The organism is Curtobacterium sp. YC1, assembly GCF_016267665.1.
In the GTDB taxonomy this organism is placed as follows: domain Bacteria; phylum Actinomycetota; class Actinomycetes; order Actinomycetales; family Microbacteriaceae; genus Curtobacterium.
In genome coordinates, this window is record NZ_CP066341.1 from 1,831,814 (window position 1) to 1,846,495 (window position 14,682).

Annotated in this window: 14 protein-coding genes; 3 read left to right on the plus strand and 11 right to left on the minus strand. The window is 71.9% G+C overall.

Annotated features, from left to right (window positions below):
* Window positions 1-25 precede the first annotated feature (25 nt).
* From mltG to I8920_RS08665, 6 genes are all read right to left on the minus strand, one after another.
* Window positions 26-1,636 (minus strand): endolytic transglycosylase MltG, encoded by a 1,611-nt coding sequence (gene mltG / locus I8920_RS08640; RefSeq protein WP_198655983.1) that lies wholly within the window; start codon window positions 1,634-1,636, stop codon window positions 26-28.
* A gap of 95 nt (window positions 1,637-1,731) precedes the next feature.
* Window positions 1,732-2,175 (minus strand): Holliday junction resolvase RuvX, encoded by a 444-nt coding sequence (ruvX, locus tag I8920_RS08645; RefSeq protein WP_198658689.1) that lies wholly within the window; start codon window positions 2,173-2,175, stop codon window positions 1,732-1,734.
* Between the two features lie 8 nt (window positions 2,176-2,183).
* Entirely contained in the window at window positions 2,184-4,841 is a 2,658-nt protein-coding gene (gene alaS, locus I8920_RS08650) for an alanine--tRNA ligase (RefSeq protein WP_198655984.1), read from the minus strand.
* Window positions 4,842-4,904: 63 nt separating this feature from the next.
* Entirely contained in the window at window positions 4,905-5,087 is a 183-nt protein-coding gene (locus tag I8920_RS08655) for a hypothetical protein (protein ID WP_198655985.1), read from the minus strand.
* 425 nt (window positions 5,088-5,512) lie between these two features.
* Entirely contained in the window at window positions 5,513-6,142 is a 630-nt protein-coding gene (rpsD, locus tag I8920_RS08660; protein WP_198655986.1) for a 30S ribosomal protein S4, read from the minus strand.
* A gap of 234 nt (window positions 6,143-6,376) precedes the next feature.
* On the minus strand, window positions 6,377-7,729 hold the full coding sequence (locus I8920_RS08665; RefSeq protein ID WP_198658690.1) for a replication-associated recombination protein A: 1,353 nt from the start codon (window positions 7,727-7,729) through the stop codon (window positions 6,377-6,379).
* Window positions 7,730-7,868: 139 nt separating this feature from the next.
* Between I8920_RS08665 and I8920_RS08670 the strand changes: the two genes are divergently transcribed.
* Window positions 7,869-8,702, plus strand: a complete 834-nt coding sequence (locus I8920_RS08670) for a peptidylprolyl isomerase (RefSeq protein ID WP_198655987.1) — start codon at window positions 7,869-7,871, stop codon at window positions 8,700-8,702.
* Window positions 8,703-8,794: 92 nt separating this feature from the next.
* Entirely contained in the window at window positions 8,795-10,027 is a 1,233-nt protein-coding gene (locus I8920_RS08675) for a DUF349 domain-containing protein (protein WP_198655988.1), read from the plus strand.
* 341 nt (window positions 10,028-10,368) lie between these two features.
* On the opposite strand, the gene I8920_RS08680 is transcribed toward I8920_RS08675, so the two are convergent.
* The 5 genes from I8920_RS08680 to I8920_RS08700 form a co-directional block, all read right to left on the minus strand.
* On the minus strand, window positions 10,369-11,331 hold the full coding sequence (locus tag I8920_RS08680; protein ID WP_198655989.1) for a bifunctional riboflavin kinase/FAD synthetase: 963 nt from the start codon (window positions 11,329-11,331) through the stop codon (window positions 10,369-10,371).
* Between the two features lie 8 nt (window positions 11,332-11,339).
* Window positions 11,340-11,789 carry a hypothetical protein gene (locus I8920_RS08685; RefSeq protein ID WP_198655990.1) on the minus strand — a complete coding sequence of 150 codons (450 nt, stop codon included), beginning with the start codon at window positions 11,787-11,789 and terminating at the stop codon, window positions 11,340-11,342.
* 110 nt (window positions 11,790-11,899) lie between these two features.
* Entirely contained in the window at window positions 11,900-12,265 is a 366-nt protein-coding gene (locus I8920_RS08690) for a hypothetical protein (RefSeq protein WP_198655991.1), read from the minus strand.
* Window positions 12,262-13,221 carry a tRNA pseudouridine(55) synthase TruB gene (truB, locus tag I8920_RS08695; protein ID WP_198655992.1) on the minus strand — a complete coding sequence of 320 codons (960 nt, stop codon included), beginning with the start codon at window positions 13,219-13,221 and terminating at the stop codon, window positions 12,262-12,264. Before truB ends, I8920_RS08690 begins: the two co-directional genes overlap by 4 nt.
* A 37-nt stretch (window positions 13,222-13,258) precedes the next feature.
* Window positions 13,259-13,705, minus strand: a complete 447-nt coding sequence (locus I8920_RS08700) for a hypothetical protein (RefSeq protein ID WP_198655993.1) — start codon at window positions 13,703-13,705, stop codon at window positions 13,259-13,261.
* A gap of 22 nt (window positions 13,706-13,727) precedes the next feature.
* Here I8920_RS08700 and I8920_RS08705 point away from each other — a divergent pair, with 22 nt between their 5' ends.
* Window positions 13,728-14,654 (plus strand): A/G-specific adenine glycosylase, encoded by a 927-nt coding sequence (locus tag I8920_RS08705; RefSeq protein WP_442873553.1) that lies wholly within the window; start codon window positions 13,728-13,730, stop codon window positions 14,652-14,654.
* Window positions 14,655-14,682 lie beyond the last annotated feature (28 nt).

The following is a 14,682-nucleotide window of genomic DNA, read 5'->3' on the forward strand; positions in this document are numbered from 1 at the left end:
GCGTCCGTGCGTGCGACGTCCTCGGCTACTGGTACTCGGGGTGCGCGCGCAGCCAGGCCTGGAACCGGTCGACCGCCACCAGGTGCTGGTCGTACGTGTCCGAGAAGACCGTCTCGCCCGACTCCAGATCGACCGTCACGAAGTACAGCCACTTGCCCTGCGCCGGGGCCGTGACCGCCTTGATCGCGATGTCGCCCGGGTTCGAGATCGGCGCCGGCGGCAGCCCCTCGTGCACGTAGGTGTTGTACTCGTTCGACGCGTCCGCACGCTCGGCGTCGGTGGTCGTGACGGTGTGGGTGTTGCCCGTGCCGTACGCAACGGTCGCGTCGGACTGCAGCTTCATGCCCTGGTCGAGACGGTTCTGGAACACACGCGCGACCTTGGGGTAGTCGGCTGCGAGCCCGGCTTCCTTCTGCACGAGCGAGGCGAACACGATCGTGCGCTCCTGGTCGGCCTCCTTCACGCCGGCGGCGGCGAGGTGCTCCTTCATGGTGTCGACCATCGACGCGAAGTACTGCTCCGCCGTCCACCCCGGGTTGATGGGGTAGGTCGCGGGGAACAGCCAGCCCTCGAGCGTGGTGACGCCGGACGGCAGGTCGTAGGCCGACAGGTCCTTCGCCGCGGCGGCGACCTCGCGCTTCGTCAGCCCGGCCTTCGAGACCATGCCGGCCTGGATGTCCGCCAGGGCCGTGCCCTCGGGGATGACGATGGACGCCTGTACCCGGTTCGCGTCGTCCTCGAGCGCCGCCAGGGCCGACTTCGAGCTCATCTGCTTCTTCATCGCGTACGACCCGGGCTGGAACTGCACGTCGGGCGACGCGAGCAGCAGCTTGTAGAACACCTTCGAGTCCTTGACGACGCCACTGCGCTGCAGCGTGGCCGCGACGTCCTCGCCGATGTCGCCCTGCTTGATCGTGATGGTGACCTTCGCGGTGCCGTCGCCCGTGTAGTCGTCGGGCTCCTGCGACCCGCTCACCGCGGCGATGAGCTGCTGGATCTTCGGCGCCGCGAACGTGTAGGCACCGACACCGGCGGCGAGCACCACCGCGACGATGACGATCCCGGCGACGAGCGGGCCGCGCCGGCGCTTCGGTCGCGGTTCGCGGTCCGGCCTGGAGGCACGTCCGCCGCCGCCACGTCCCCCGCGTCCGCCGCCTCCCGCGGCGCTACCGCCGCCGGTGCGGTCGGTCCCGTCAGGGCCGTCCGTCCCGCGATCGCGGACGGACGGCGCGGACGGCACCTCGCCGGTCAGCAGCGCCTGCACCTCGGGGTGCAGCTCCTCCGGACGGGTGGCGATCGGCGCATCGGCGGGCGAGACGGGGCGCTCGTCGTCGACGCCCGCCGACCGGCGGTCCACGGAGTCGACGCCCTGCGGCCGGGACGCGTCCGACGGAGCGTCGGTGCGGTCCTCGCTCAGCGCCGATCCGGGCCCTGAGCTGCCAGCCTCGCCGTCCGACGTGCGACGGGCGCGCTCGGCCTCGCGGGCGCGGGCTTCGCGTCGGGACATCGGGCGATCAGGCGCCGGTGCGCCGGCGTCCTGGTCATCAGGACCCACGGTGCGGTCGGGTGCGGACGGCTTGCGCTCGGGGTCGTTGCCGGACGCGATGATCGCGTTCCAGTCCAGATCGTCTGCCAACGGTCCTCGGTCTCTCGGTCGGGAACTCCACCTGGGCACCGTCGTCCGTGGGGTGACGTCGAGAGCACCCATGTGTCACGGAACGGGCAGCCCTGTCAGGGAAGCGTGGTGCCCGGAGGGGCACCGGCACTGCGCTCGTGGTCGAGCGCGTGTTGCAGAATGATAACAGCGGCCGCTTGGTCGATCACGGCCCGCGACTTCTTCGTGTTCCGGCCGGCCTGGTGCAGCCCGCGCTGGGCCGTCACGGTCGACAGCCGCTCGTCGACCAACCGCACCGGGCGGTGGGCCGCGATCCGGGCCGCGAAGTCCCGGGCGTCCGCGGTCGACGGGGTGTCGCCGCCGGACATCGACAACGGCAGGCCGACGACGACCTCGAGCACGTCGTACTCGTCCGCGATCGCGGTGATGCGCCCCAGGTCGGTCGCGTCGTCACGGGGCACCGTCTCGACCGGCGTCGCGAGCAGGCCGTCTCGGTCGCACACGGCGACGCCGATCCGGGCGCGCCCGACGTCGATGCCGAGTCGGCGCCCGGACCGCATCCCCACGATCAGCCCGCGAGCCGGGCGGTCACGGCACGCAGCGCTGCGGGCAGCGCAGCCGCGTCGGTGCCGCCACCCTGCGCCAGGTCCGGCTTGCCGCCGCCACCACCACCGAGCACGCCGGCGGCTTCCTTGGCGAGCGGACCCGCCTGCACACCGGCGGCACGGGCCGCGTCGTTCGTCGCGACGATGACGATGGGCTTGCCGCCCACGACCGCCCCGAGGACCACCACGGCCGCACCGTCACCGAGCTGCCCGCGCACACCCGTCGCGAGCGACCGCAGGTCGTCGCCGGACTGCAGGCCGTCGACGACCTCGGCCACGACGGTCGTCGCACCGATGGTCGTCGCGGTCCGCGCGATGGTCGGGACACGCTGCTGCAGGTTCGCCGACTCGTACTCGGCGATCTTCTTCTGCGCGGTCCGCAGGTCCTCCATGAGGGTCTGGACGCGGGTCGGCAGGTCGGCGCGCGGGGCCTTCAGGGCGCTGGAGAGCTGCGAGACGATCGTGCGCTCGACGGCGAGGTCGCGGAAGCCCTCGAGGCCCACGAGTGCCTCGACGCGACGGTTCGTCGAACCGACGCTCGACTCCCCCACCAGGTTGACGAGCCCGATCTGCGCGCTCGACGCGACGTGCGTGCCACCGCAGAGCTCGCGCGACCACGGGCCTCCGATGTCGACCATGCGGACCTCGGCGCCGTACTTCTCGCCGAACAGGGCCTGCGCGCCGAGCGCCTTGGCCTCGTCGATCGGCAGGACCCGGGTGGTGACGTCGAGGTCGGTGCGGATCGCCGTGTTCACGACCTCCTCGATCTCGGAGCGGGTCTCGAGCGACACCGGCTGCGACCACGAGAAGTCCAGGCGCATGTAGCCGGACTTGTTGTACGAACCGGCCTGCAGCGCCTCCGGGCCGAGGATGTCGCGCAGCGCCGCGTTCACCAGGTGGGTCGCGGAGTGTGCCTGGGTCGCGCCGCGCCGGTACTCCGCGTCGACGACGGTGTTCGCGGCGTCGCCGACACCGACCTCGCCGGACCGCACCTGCACGGTGTGGCTCCAGAGCCCGGAGACCGGACGCTGGACGTCGAGCACCTCGAGGTCGAAGCCGTTGCCGACGATCGAGCCCTGGTCGGCGTCCTGGCCACCGGACTCGGCGTAGAGCGACGTCTCGCCGAGGATGACCTCGGCGATGTCCCCGGCCACCGCACGGTCGACGCTGACGCCGCCGACGATGATGCCGAGCACGCGGGTCTCGGCCTCCAGGGCGTCGTAGCCCAGGAAGACGGTCTCGCCGGCGGCCCGGAACGCGCTGTACACGCTCAGGTCGGCGATCGCGGTCTTCTTGCTCTTGGCGTCCGCCTTGGCACGGGCCCGCTGCTCGGACATCAGGGTCTCGAAGGCGGTGCGGTCGACGTGCACGCCGGCCTCCTCCGCCATCTCCATCGTCAGGTCGATCGGGAACCCGAACGTGTCGTGCAGCAGGAACGCCGTGTCCCCGCCGATCGAGGGCGCACCGTCCTGCTTCGCGCGCTCGACGGCGACGTCGAGGATCGTCGTCCCCTGCGCCAGCGTGCGGAGGAACGTCTCCTCCTCGGCGTAGGCGATCCGGGCGATGCGGTCGTAGTCGGACGCGACCTCGGGGTACGCGTCGCGCATGGCGTCGCGGGAGGCGGGGAAGAGCTCGGGGAACGTCGCGGTCTCGACGCCGAGCAGGCGCATCGCGCGCACCGTGCGGCGGAGCAGACGACGGAGGATGTAGCCGCGCCCCTCGTTCGACGGGCTGACCCCGTCGGCGATGAGCATGAGCGAGGACCGGACGTGGTCGGCGATGACGCGCATGCGCACGTCGTCCTCGTGCACCGCGCCGTACCGGCGTCCGGAGATCTCCGACGCGCGGTCGAGCACCGGGCGGACCTGGTCGATCTCGTACATGTTGTCGACGCCCTGCTTGATGAACGCGACGCGCTCGAGACCCATGCCGGTGTCGATGTTCTTGTTCGGCAGCTCGCCGGTGATCTCGAAGTCGTACTTCGAGCGGACGTCGGCGATCTGGTACTGCATGAACACGAGGTTCCAGATCTCGACGTAGCGGTCGTCGTCCGTCGCCGGGCCGCCGTCGATGCCGTACTCGGGGCCGCGGTCGAAGAAGATCTCGGAGCAGGGCCCCGCGGGACCGGGCTGACCGGTCGACCAGTAGTTCGTGTCCTTGCCGAGGCGCTGGATCCGGTCGTCGGGCAGCGAGGAGTGCTGCTTCCAGAAGCCGATCGCCTCGTCGTCCTCCTCGTACACCGTGACCCACAGGTCGTCGGGCGAGAAGCCGAGCCCGCCGTCGGTCTCCGGCTTGGTCAGGAACTCCCAGGCGAACTGGATCGCCTGCTCCTTGAAGTAGTCGCCGAACGAGAAGTTCCCGTTCATCTGGAAGAACGTGCCGTGGCGCGGGGTCTTGCCGACCTCTTCGATGTCGTTGGTGCGGATGCACTTCTGCACACTCGTCGCACGGGGGTACGGCGCGGGGATGAGCCCGGTCAGGTACGGGATGAACGGCACCATGCCGGCGACCGTGAACAGGAGCGACGGGTCGTCGGAGACGAGGGACGCGGACGGGACGACGGTGTGCCCGCGGTCGCCGAAGTACTGGAGCCAACGGCGGCGGATCTCTGCGGTCTGCATGGTGCTTCCTGGGTTCAGGTCGTGGGTGGAGAGGAGCGACGTGCCGGCGCGGGGCCGGACTGCTCAGACGTCGGTGCGGAGCTCGGCTTCGCGGGACCGGTAGCCGTCGGCGACGGCTCCCGTGAAGGCCTTCGTCCTGGCGTCGACCTCGGCGAGGAGCCGGGCGCCAGGTGCGGTCCGTGCGACCTGCCGGGCGGCGGCGAGGCCGATGACGATGCCGATGGCGACGAAGAACAGCTGCTTCACGGTGCCTCTCCCTCTGTGCACCCGGGCGGTGCATGCCCGGACAAGCTTAGCCGCCGAGCCCACCCGCGCGCCCGCGGCCGCACGACGCCGTCGTGTCGTCGACACGCCGCCGGATGCGGCGGCGCCTCGGCGAGCGGGAGGTGTCGGGCGGAGACACCGGCGTCGTGCGGACCGACGCGATGTCGGACGGGAGGCGCGGTGCACGTCGTGCCCCGGGCCTCCTGTCCGGCTCTGGTCGCCCCCACCGCCCACGCAGGACGCCGTCGTGTCGTCGACACGCCGCCGGAAGTGGCGGCGTGTCGACGAGCGCGAGGCGTCGGGCGGAGACGCCGGCGTCCCGCGACGTCGCGGCAGGAGCGGGCCGGGACGCCGAACGGCGGGCCGCCCTCGAGAGGACGACCCGCCGTTCGGGTGTGATCAGTGGATCAGCGAGCTGCGTAGTACTCGACGACGAGCTGCACTTCGCAGGTCACGGGGACCTCGGCGCGCTTCGGGCGACGCACGAGGCGGGCCTGGAGCTTCTCGATCTCGACCTCGAGGTAACCCGGGACCTTCGGCAGGACTTCCTGGTGGCCACCGGCGGCGGCGACCTGGAAGGGCTCGAGCGACTCGGAGCGCTGCTTGACGTGGATCAGCTGGCCCTCCTTGACGCGGAAGGAGGGGCGGTCGACGAGCTTGCCGTCCACCAGGATGTGGCGGTGCACGATCAGCTGGCGGGCCTGCGCGGTGGTGCGGGCGAAGCCGGCACGGACCACGAGGGCGTCGAGGCGCTGCTCGAGGAGCTCGACCAGGTTCTCACCGGTCAGGCCCTTCGTCTTGCGGGCCTCTTCGAAGACGATGCGGAGCTGCTTCTCGCGGATGCCGTACTGGGCGCGCAGACGCTGCTTCTCACGGAGGCGGACGGCGTAGTCGCTGTCCGCGCGACGGCGGGTGCGGCCGTGCTCACCGGGGCCGTAGGGGCGCTTCTCGAGGTAACGGGCCGCCTTCGGCGTCAGCGGGATGCCGAGCGCGCGCGACAGGCGGGTCTTGCTACGGGTACGTGACTTGGTAGACACAGGGTCCTTTTCTCTGTTCGAACTGAATACTCACCGGAGGCCGGGCACGCGAGTGCCGGTGGCCCCGACGACGGGATCCAGAGGGATGAGCCTGTGGGATCGGACGGCTACAGTCCGAACCTCTGCCCCCGTACCACCGGAGTGGCACTCTGTCCTCGACGCAGCCGTGCTCGAGGACCAGGACGTAGGCCCGGTAATGCTAGCAGCATCGGGGCGAGCGCAGAAGCACCGCCGCTAGTGCCCGCGTGTGATCTTCCGGAGTCGTTCGAGCCGCGGGCCGACCTCGCGCTCGAACCCGTTGGCCGTGGGCGTGTAGTACTCGGTGCCCTCGAGGGCATCCGGCAGGTACTGCTGCTCGGCGACCCCGTGCTCGGCGTCGTGCGAGTAGACGTAGCCCTTGCCGTGCCCGAGGCGCTTCGCCCCGGCGTAGTGCGCGTCGCGCAGGTGCATCGGGACGGTGCCCATCCGGCCCGCCTTGACGTCCGCCATCGCCTGGTTGATGCCGTTGTAGGCCGCGTTCGACTTGGGCGCCGTCGCCAGGTAGACCACGGCCTCGGCCAACGGGATCCGCCCTTCCGGCATGCCGATGAGCTGCACCGCCTGTGCCGCGGCCACCGCGATCGGCAACGCCTGCGGGTCGGCCATGCCGATGTCCTCGGACGCCGAGATGATGATGCGCCGCGCGATGAACCTGGAGTCCTCGCCGGCCTCGATCATCCGGGCCAGGTAGTGCAGTGCCGCGTCGACGTCGCTCCCCCGCACCGACTTGATGAAGGCGCTGATGACGTCGTAGTGCTCGTCGCCCTGGCGGTCGTACCGGAGCAACGCGCGGTCGACGGCCGCGGCCACGGTGTCGGCGTCGACCACGGGCACGGTGTCGTCGTCGTCGTCCTGTGCGGCGGTGGCCGAGGCCGCGGCCGCCTCGAGCGCGGTGAGTGCCCGTCGTGCGTCACCGGAGGCCAGCCGGACGATGGCACCGCGGGCCTCGTCCCCGAGGACGACCGCACCGCCGAGACCACGTGCGTCCTCGACCGCGCGGTCGACGAGCATGCCGAGGTCGGCGTCGGTGAGGGGCTTGAGGGTCAGGAGCAGCGAGCGGGACAGCAGCGGCGAGATCACCGAGAAGGACGGGTTCTCGGTGGTGGCCGCGATGAGGATGACCCAGCCGTTCTCGACGCCGGGCAGCAGGGCGTCCTGCTGGGCCTTGCTGAAGCGGTGGATCTCGTCGAGGAACAGCACCGTCGTCGAGCCGTACAGGTCACGGTGGGTCAGTGCCTTCTCCATGACCTCGCGCACGTCCTTCACGCCCGCGGTGACCGCGGAGAGCTCGACGAACTCGCGGCCGGACTGTCGGGCGATCGCCTGCGCCAGGGTGGTCTTGCCCGTGCCGGGTGGACCCCAGAGGATGACGGAGACCCCGCCCGGGTTCTCGCGCGTGCCGGAGGCCAGCTGCACCAGGGGCGACCCGCGGCCGAGCAGGTGCTGCTGGCCGGCGACCTCGTCGAGGCTGGTGGGGCGCATCCGGACGGCCAGCGGGACCGACCCCTGCGCGAGACCGGCGCGACCGCCGGTGGTCGGCGCGTGCATGCCCGATCGGTCCGCTGCCATGCTCCAATCGTAAGCCGGTCCGCCGACACCACCCGCGCCTCCAGACCGCCCTCGGCCGTCCGCAGTGTCGACTCGGCTACGCTCGTCGCAGACTGCGACGAGAGGGCAGACCAGCACCGTGGCACCGAAGAACCAGGCGCGTGACAACCGTGAGGCGCGCGAGCGTCTCCGCCTCTACCAGGCCCGCCGTGGTCTGCACGAGCGGCAGCGTCGCCGTCGCGTCCGTGACGACGTGATCGCCGTGGGGGCACTCGTCGTGGTCGCCGCCCTCGCCACGGTGTCGCAGCTGGCCTTCGCCGGGTCGCGGGACGCCGACGCCCCGGGCGCGAGCGCCTCGGCGTCGGCACCCGTCACGCCGTCGGCCAGTGCGACCGCCGGCAACACCGGCGACGTGCCGAGCAAGTCGATCGCGAAGGGCTCCACCTGGACCGGCACCCTGACCCTGAACGACTCGATCGACCTGGGCATCGAGCTCGACGGTGCCGCGGCCCCGCAGGCGGCCAGTGTCGAGATCTCGCTCATCCGCGAGCAGTTCTACAACGGCACCTCGTGCCACCGCCTCGCCGACCGCGAGGGCATGGAGTTCCTGCAGTGCGGTTCCGCGAACGGTGACGGCACGGGTGACGCCGGCTTCGAGTACGGACCGCTCGAGAACGTGCCGAGCGACGGCGTCTACGACGAGGGCACCATCGCGATCGCCCGATCCGAATCGCCGTACTCGCAGTCCACCCAGTTCTTCATCGTGACCGGCGACACCGAGCTCGACTCGTCGACGGGCGGCTACACGCGGGTCGGCACGGTGACGAGCGGCCTTTCCGAACTGCGGTCGGAGATCGCCGACCAGGGCGTCTCCTCGCCCGGCGACGATGGTACGGGCGAGCCGAAGGTGGCCACCACCATCACCGGCGCGACCATCGAGCAGGAACGGTCATCCACAAGCCGTGGCCGGTGACCGACCGCCGAGCCGGTCCGTGCAATAGGCTGACGACCTGACCGTGCCGACGGTGACGTCGGCGATGCACGACCACGATCGAGGCGAGACCTGTGGCATCTGACGAAGCAACGACCTGGGGGCGGGTCGACGAGAACGGGACCGTGTACGTCCGGTACGAGGACACCGAACGGACGGTCGGTGAGTACCCGGACGCCACCCCCGACGAAGCCCTCGCCTACTTCGCGCGGAAGTACGCCGACCTCGAGGGGCAGGTGAAGATCGCCGAGCAGCGCGTCCAGCGTGGCGCCTCGGCGAACGACGTCGCACGCACCGTCGAGCACCTGACGGCCCTGGTGGCCGAGGCCCGGGTGGTGGGCGACATCAAGTCGCTCGAGACCCGCGTCGGCGCGCTGTCCGAGCAGCTCGGCTCGCTCACCAAGGAGCAGGCGGAGCAGGCGCAGCAGGCCCTGAACGACGCCCTCGCGCACCGCACGGCCCTGGTGGAGGAAGCCGAGGCCCTCGCCGCGGTCGACCCGGCACGCGCGCAGTGGAAGCAGATCACCGCGCAGCTGGACGACGTGTTCGCCCGCTGGCAGCAGCACCAGCACGACGGGCCGCGGATCCCGAAGAACGAGGCGAACGAGCTCTGGAAGCGGTTCCGTGCCGCGCGCTCCACCGTCGACCAGCACCGCCGAGCGTTCTACTCCGAGCTCGACGCGCAGCACCGTGACGCCCGGACGCGCAAGCAGGAGCTCGTCGCCCAGGCCGAGGCCCTGGCACCCCGTGGCTCGGACGCGATCCCGGACTACCGCCAGCTGCTCGACGACTGGAAGAACGCCGGTCGAGCGGGCAAGCGGCACGACGACGCGCTCTGGGCACGGTTCAAGGCCGCCGGTGACGTGCTGTTCGAGCAGCGCCACGCCGAGAGCGCCGCCGAGAACGAGGAGTTCTCCGCCAACCTCGAGGCCAAGCAGGCGCTCCTGACCGAGGCCGAGCCGCTGCTGCAGGCGACCGACCGCGTCGCGGCGCGCAAGACCCTGACCGGCATCCAGCGCCGGTGGGACGAGATCGGCAAGGTCCCGCGCGGGGACGTCCGTCGCGTCGAGGACCGTCTGCGTGCGATCGAGGACCACGTGCGTGGCCTCGAGGACGCGCACTGGAAGGAGTCCAACCCGGAGCGCAAGGCCCGGCAGACCGGACTCGCGAGCCAGCTCGAGGACGCCATCGGCAAGCTCGAGGCCGAGCTCGCTGCTGCGCAGGCCACCGGCGATGCACGGAAGATCAAGGACGCGCAGGAAGCCCTCGACGCGCGCAAGATCTGGCTGGACGCGCTGGGCGGCTGAGCGGCCCCGGCTGACTGCGGGACGCCCCGTGACCGATCCGGTCGCGGGGCGTCCCGCTGTCCGGGCCGTCGTGCGGGGGTCGGTTCGCCGCGGTCCGAGACTCGCGCAGCCGGACACGGCTCGCGCCTCGGCAGGCGCAGCTTGTCCGTCACGCTGACGAAGCGCCCGGTACCGGGCGCGCGTCTCCGCACAGAGCGCCGGCTCGTGATCGCACCCCGCTGCGGTCATCGCGCCCCGTTGTGTCGGGGCGCGGCTTGGCGCGGCGCGGCCCGGCGCGGATCGGCGCGGCTCAGCGCGGCGCGGCGAGAGGTCATCGTCCACGCCGGCGGCCCGGTCGCCGCTCAGACCGGCGCGGGGAGCCCGAGCATCAGCCGGATGTCGAGGTCGTCCTGCCGCATCTGGGCCGCGAGCTCGTCCATCGACGAGAACTTCACCATCCCGCGCACGTACGCCACGAAGAGCACCGAGATGCGGTCGTCGTACAGGTCGATGTCGACGTCGAGCAGGTGCGCCTCGATCTGCTTCGCCGGCACCCCCTCGAAGGTCGGGTTGTTGCCCACGGAGACCGCCGCCGGGTACACGGTGCCCTCGTGCAGGACGCGTGCGGCGTAGACGCCGTCCGCGGGGACGAACCCCTCGCACGCCGGGTCGAGGTTGGCGGTCGGGTACCCCATCGCACGGCCGCGCTGGTTGCCGTGCACCACGGTGCTGCGGACCGCGTGCTCACGCCCGAGCAGCCGGGCGGCCTCGGCCACCCGGCCGTCGCCGAGGAGCTCGCGGATCCAGGTCGACGAGACGCGACGCTCACCCTCCGGACGCACGTCGTCGACCAGGTCGACGTCGTCGATGAGCTCGACGGTGAACCCGTGCTGCTCCCCCAGTCGGCGCAGGAGCGCAACGTCCCCGGCGCCCTTCGCGCCGAACCGGAAGTCGCTGCCGACGAAGACGAGCCGGGCGTGCAGCGTGTCGACGAGGACCTCGGACACGAACGCTTCGGGCGCCTTCGACTGCAGGTCCGGGTCGAATCGGAGCAGCAGCGTGGCGTCGACCCCGGCGTCCTCGAGGAGCTCACGCCGCTGCGCCGTGCTGGTGAGCGCCGGCGGGACGTGCTGCGGGTCGATGACGTTGAGCGGGTGCTGGTCGAAGGTCACGACGGTGGCGACGAGCCCCTGGTCGCGGGCGGCGCGCTCCAGGTGGGCGATGACGGCGCGGTGACCGACGTGCACGCCGTCGAACTTGCCGATCGTGACGGCGCTGGGTCCGAAGTCGTCCGGCACCTCGGCGGTGTCCTGGTAGAACTGCACGGCCGCTCCTACTCGCTCGTCCGGGCGCCCGACGGCGCGACCGGGCCGGAGCCGCTGACGGCGGCGCGGTGGTGCTTCCGGAGCCACCAGAGCCCGGCGATCGGCAGCACGAGCGGCGCGAACAGGTAGCCCATGCCGTAGTACGACCACACGGTGTCGTCCGGGAACAGCTGGCGGTCGACGAGCGAGAGCGTGCCGACGACGAGCACACCGGCCATCTCGAACCCGATGGTGACGCAGGCGACGCGGTACCAGGTGCGACCGGGCACGATCAGGGCGATCATCGCGACGATGTAGACGACCGCGGCCAGGGCGCTGAGCGTGTAGGCGAACGGGGCGTACGAGAACTTCTCGATGATCTGCACGACGCTGCGGCCCGTCGCCGCCAGCGCGAGGATGCCGTACACGGCGATGAGGACCCGGCCGACGCCGGTCGCGAGTGAGGATCTGGTCGCCATTGCACCGATCCTACCGATCACCGTGGGCCACCATGACCTCGGACGTCAGGCGAGCGCGTCAGGCGAGCGCGTCAGGTCAGCGCGTCAGGTCAACCCGTCAGGTCAGCCCGTCAGGTGAGCGCGAACCAGATCTGGTACATCCGGTACACCATGACCGCGACGGTGAACGCTCCGGCGCCGAGGACGACGGTGCTCCACTTCGTGCGGTCGATCAGCGCCCAGACCACCGCTGCCGGCGGGACCAGCAGCACGGACACCGCGTAGACGCCGAACTCCAGTGCGTTGCCCACGGGCGGGCTGCCGGTCAGGGCCTGCACGATGGAGATCACACCCTGCGCCAGCAGCAGGAGCTCGATGAGCACGAGTGCGCCGACCGTGGTGTCGTTCGGCTTCCAGCCGACGAAGCCGACCACGACCGCGAAGAGCCCGACGACGGCCGCCAGCACGACCTGCACCCACATGAACCACTCGATCATGCGCGCGACCCCGCCTGCGGTCGATCGGCGGCGGGCGCCGGGAAGTTGGTGATGACCCGGAGCAGTCCGCGACGGACCGAGACCAGCCCGACGAGCCGGTCGTCCTCGGCGGCGATCGCGGCCACCGGTCCGTCCGAGTCGGGGTGCTCGGCAGCCACGCGCTTGCCGTCGGTCAGGTCCTTCGCCGACGCGGCGTCGAGCGTCACGGACGTGAACAGTCGGCGGGCGACGTCGGCGGGTCGGGCGAGGGCGCCGCGGACGTCCACCGCGTCGTCCTCGAGGTCGATCGCGTCGTCGACGTCGAACGGTCCCACCCGGGTGCGACGGAGGGCCACGAGGTGCGCGCCGGTCCCGAGCGCGGCGCCGACGTCCCGCGCGAGGGCCCGCACGTAGGTGCCCGACGAGCAGGTGACGACGACGTCGAGGTCCACGACGGTCACCTCGGCGCCGTCGACCACGGCGGTGGCGTCGGTGCGGGCGGTGACGTCGAACTGCGACACCGTGACCCGGCGCGAGCGGAGTTCGACGGTCTCACCCTTGCGCGCGAGGTCGTAGGCGCGTCGCCCGTCCACCTTGATCGCGCTGACGGTCGAGGGCACCTGGTCGATGACCCCGCGCTGCTCGGCCACGGCACGCTCCACTGCGGCGTCCGAGACGTCGGCAGCGGCGGTCCCCACCGCGGCGGTCGGGGTGCCGTCGGCGTCGTCGGAGTCGGTCGAGACCCCGAGGCGGACGGTGGCGGTGTACGTCTTGTCGAGTCCGACCAGGTGCGTCAGGAGTCGTGTGGACGGACCGATGCCCAGCAGCAGGAGTCCGGTGGCCATCGGGTCGAGGGTGCCGGCGTGGCCGACCTTCTTCAGGCCGAGGCGGCGCCGTGCGATGGAGACCACGCGGTGACTGGAGATCCCCTGCGGCTTGTCGACCAGGAGGATGCCGTCCGGAGGGGTTTCGAGCACCACAGGAGCGTACCAGCGCCCTCCAGGCCAGAGCGGCTCAGCAGGCGTCGTTCCACTCGCGGCGCGGGTGCTCCGGGTCGGTGACGTCGAGCACCGCCGACGCCGCGATCTTGACGTCCGCCCGGCGTTCGAGGCGACCGGCCTCCTGCTCGACCCACAGCGACCACCGCCACAGCGTGCGCACCCCGGGGGCGAGGACGCCCTGCCCGTGCACGACGAGCACCCCGGCGCCGGCGCCGGTCGTCCGGAACGGCGTCACGAGGTCCGACCGCAGCGTGTCCTGGTCGGCCGAGGGCGCCGCCGCGGCCATGGCCGGGATCCCGTGCTGCTCGAAGCCGGTGACGAGTGCGGCCGCCACGCGCTCGAGGTCGGTGCCGTCCTGGCCGTCGACACCGATCACGGTGCGGTTCGTGCCCACCTGGCCGATCACCTCCGCAGCGATCGCGGCCATCGTGTCGGTCTCTTCTGGTGCCCAGCGTGCCATGCGTCCACCGTAGGCTGTCGTGGTGAACGCGAGCAGAGCCTCCCGTCCGGCGGACCGCGTCGCCGACGCGACGGTCCCCGACATCGCGACCCCGCTCGTGGCCTGGTTCCGCCGGCAGGCCCGCGACCTGCCGTGGCGCCGCCCCGGCTTCCCCGCGTGGGGCACGCTGGTCAGCGAGATCATGCTGCAGCAGACGCAGGTCGCCCGGGTGGTCCCCCGACTGGAGGCGTGGCTCACCCGGTGGCCGACCCCTGCGGACCTCGCGGCGTCGCCCCCGGCGGACGCGGTGCGTGCGTGGGACCGGCTCGGCTACCCGAGACGCGCGCTCGCGCTGCACGCGGCGGCCACCGTGATCGCGACGGAGCACGACAACGTCGTGCCGCGCGACGTCGACGCGCTCCTGGCGCTGCCCGGCATCGGCGACTACACGGCGCGGGCCGTCGCGGTCTTCGCGTACGGCGACCGGCACCCGGTCGTCGACGTGAACGTCCGGCGGGTGCTGGCGCGGGCGGTGCTCGGACAGGGCGAGCCCGGTCCGGCGAAGGCGAAGCAGGACCTGCCGCTCATGGAGTCCGTCCTGCCGGCGGACCGTGACGACGCCGCCGCGACGAACGCGGCGGTGATGGAGCTCGGCGCGCTCGTGTGCGTCGCCCGCTCCCCCGCGTGCGACGCATGCCCGATCGCCGACCGCTGCGCCTGGCGCGCGGCGGGGTACCCGGAGCACGACGGCCCGCGGGCCCCGCGACAGTCGAGGTTCGCCGGCAGCGACCGGCAGGTGCGCGGCCTGATCATGGCGGAGCTGCGGGCCAGCGACGTGCCGGTGACCCGGGCCGAGATCGCGCCGGTGTGGCCCGACGCCGAGCAGCGCGACCGGGCGCTCGCGTCGCTCCTGCGCGACGGCCTTGCCGTCGGGGACGACACGCTCGGGTACCAGCTGCCCGGACACTGAACGCGGCTGCCGGGGCGGTGTGCCCCGG

What these genes read in the sequence shown, in the direction of transcription:
- ruvX (WP_198658689.1), bottom strand. Translation starts at nt 2,175, where the DNA reads ATGCGGTCCGGGCGCCGACTCGGCATCGACGTCGGGCGCGCCCGGATC.
- alaS (WP_198655984.1), bottom strand. Translation starts at nt 4,841, where the DNA reads ATGCAGACCGCAGAGATCCGCCGCCGTTGGCTCCAGTACTTCGGCGAC.
- I8920_RS08665 (WP_198658690.1), bottom strand. Translation starts at nt 7,729, where the DNA reads ATGCACGCGCCGACCACCGGCGGTCGCGCCGGTCTCGCGCAGGGGTCG.
- I8920_RS08685 (WP_198655990.1), bottom strand. Translation starts at nt 11,789, where the DNA reads ATGGCGACCAGATCCTCACTCGCGACCGGCGTCGGCCGGGTCCTCATC.
- I8920_RS08690 (WP_198655991.1), bottom strand. Translation starts at nt 12,265, where the DNA reads ATGATCGAGTGGTTCATGTGGGTGCAGGTCGTGCTGGCGGCCGTCGTC.
- I8920_RS08700 (WP_198655993.1), bottom strand. Translation starts at nt 13,705, where the DNA reads ATGGCACGCTGGGCACCAGAAGAGACCGACACGATGGCCGCGATCGCT.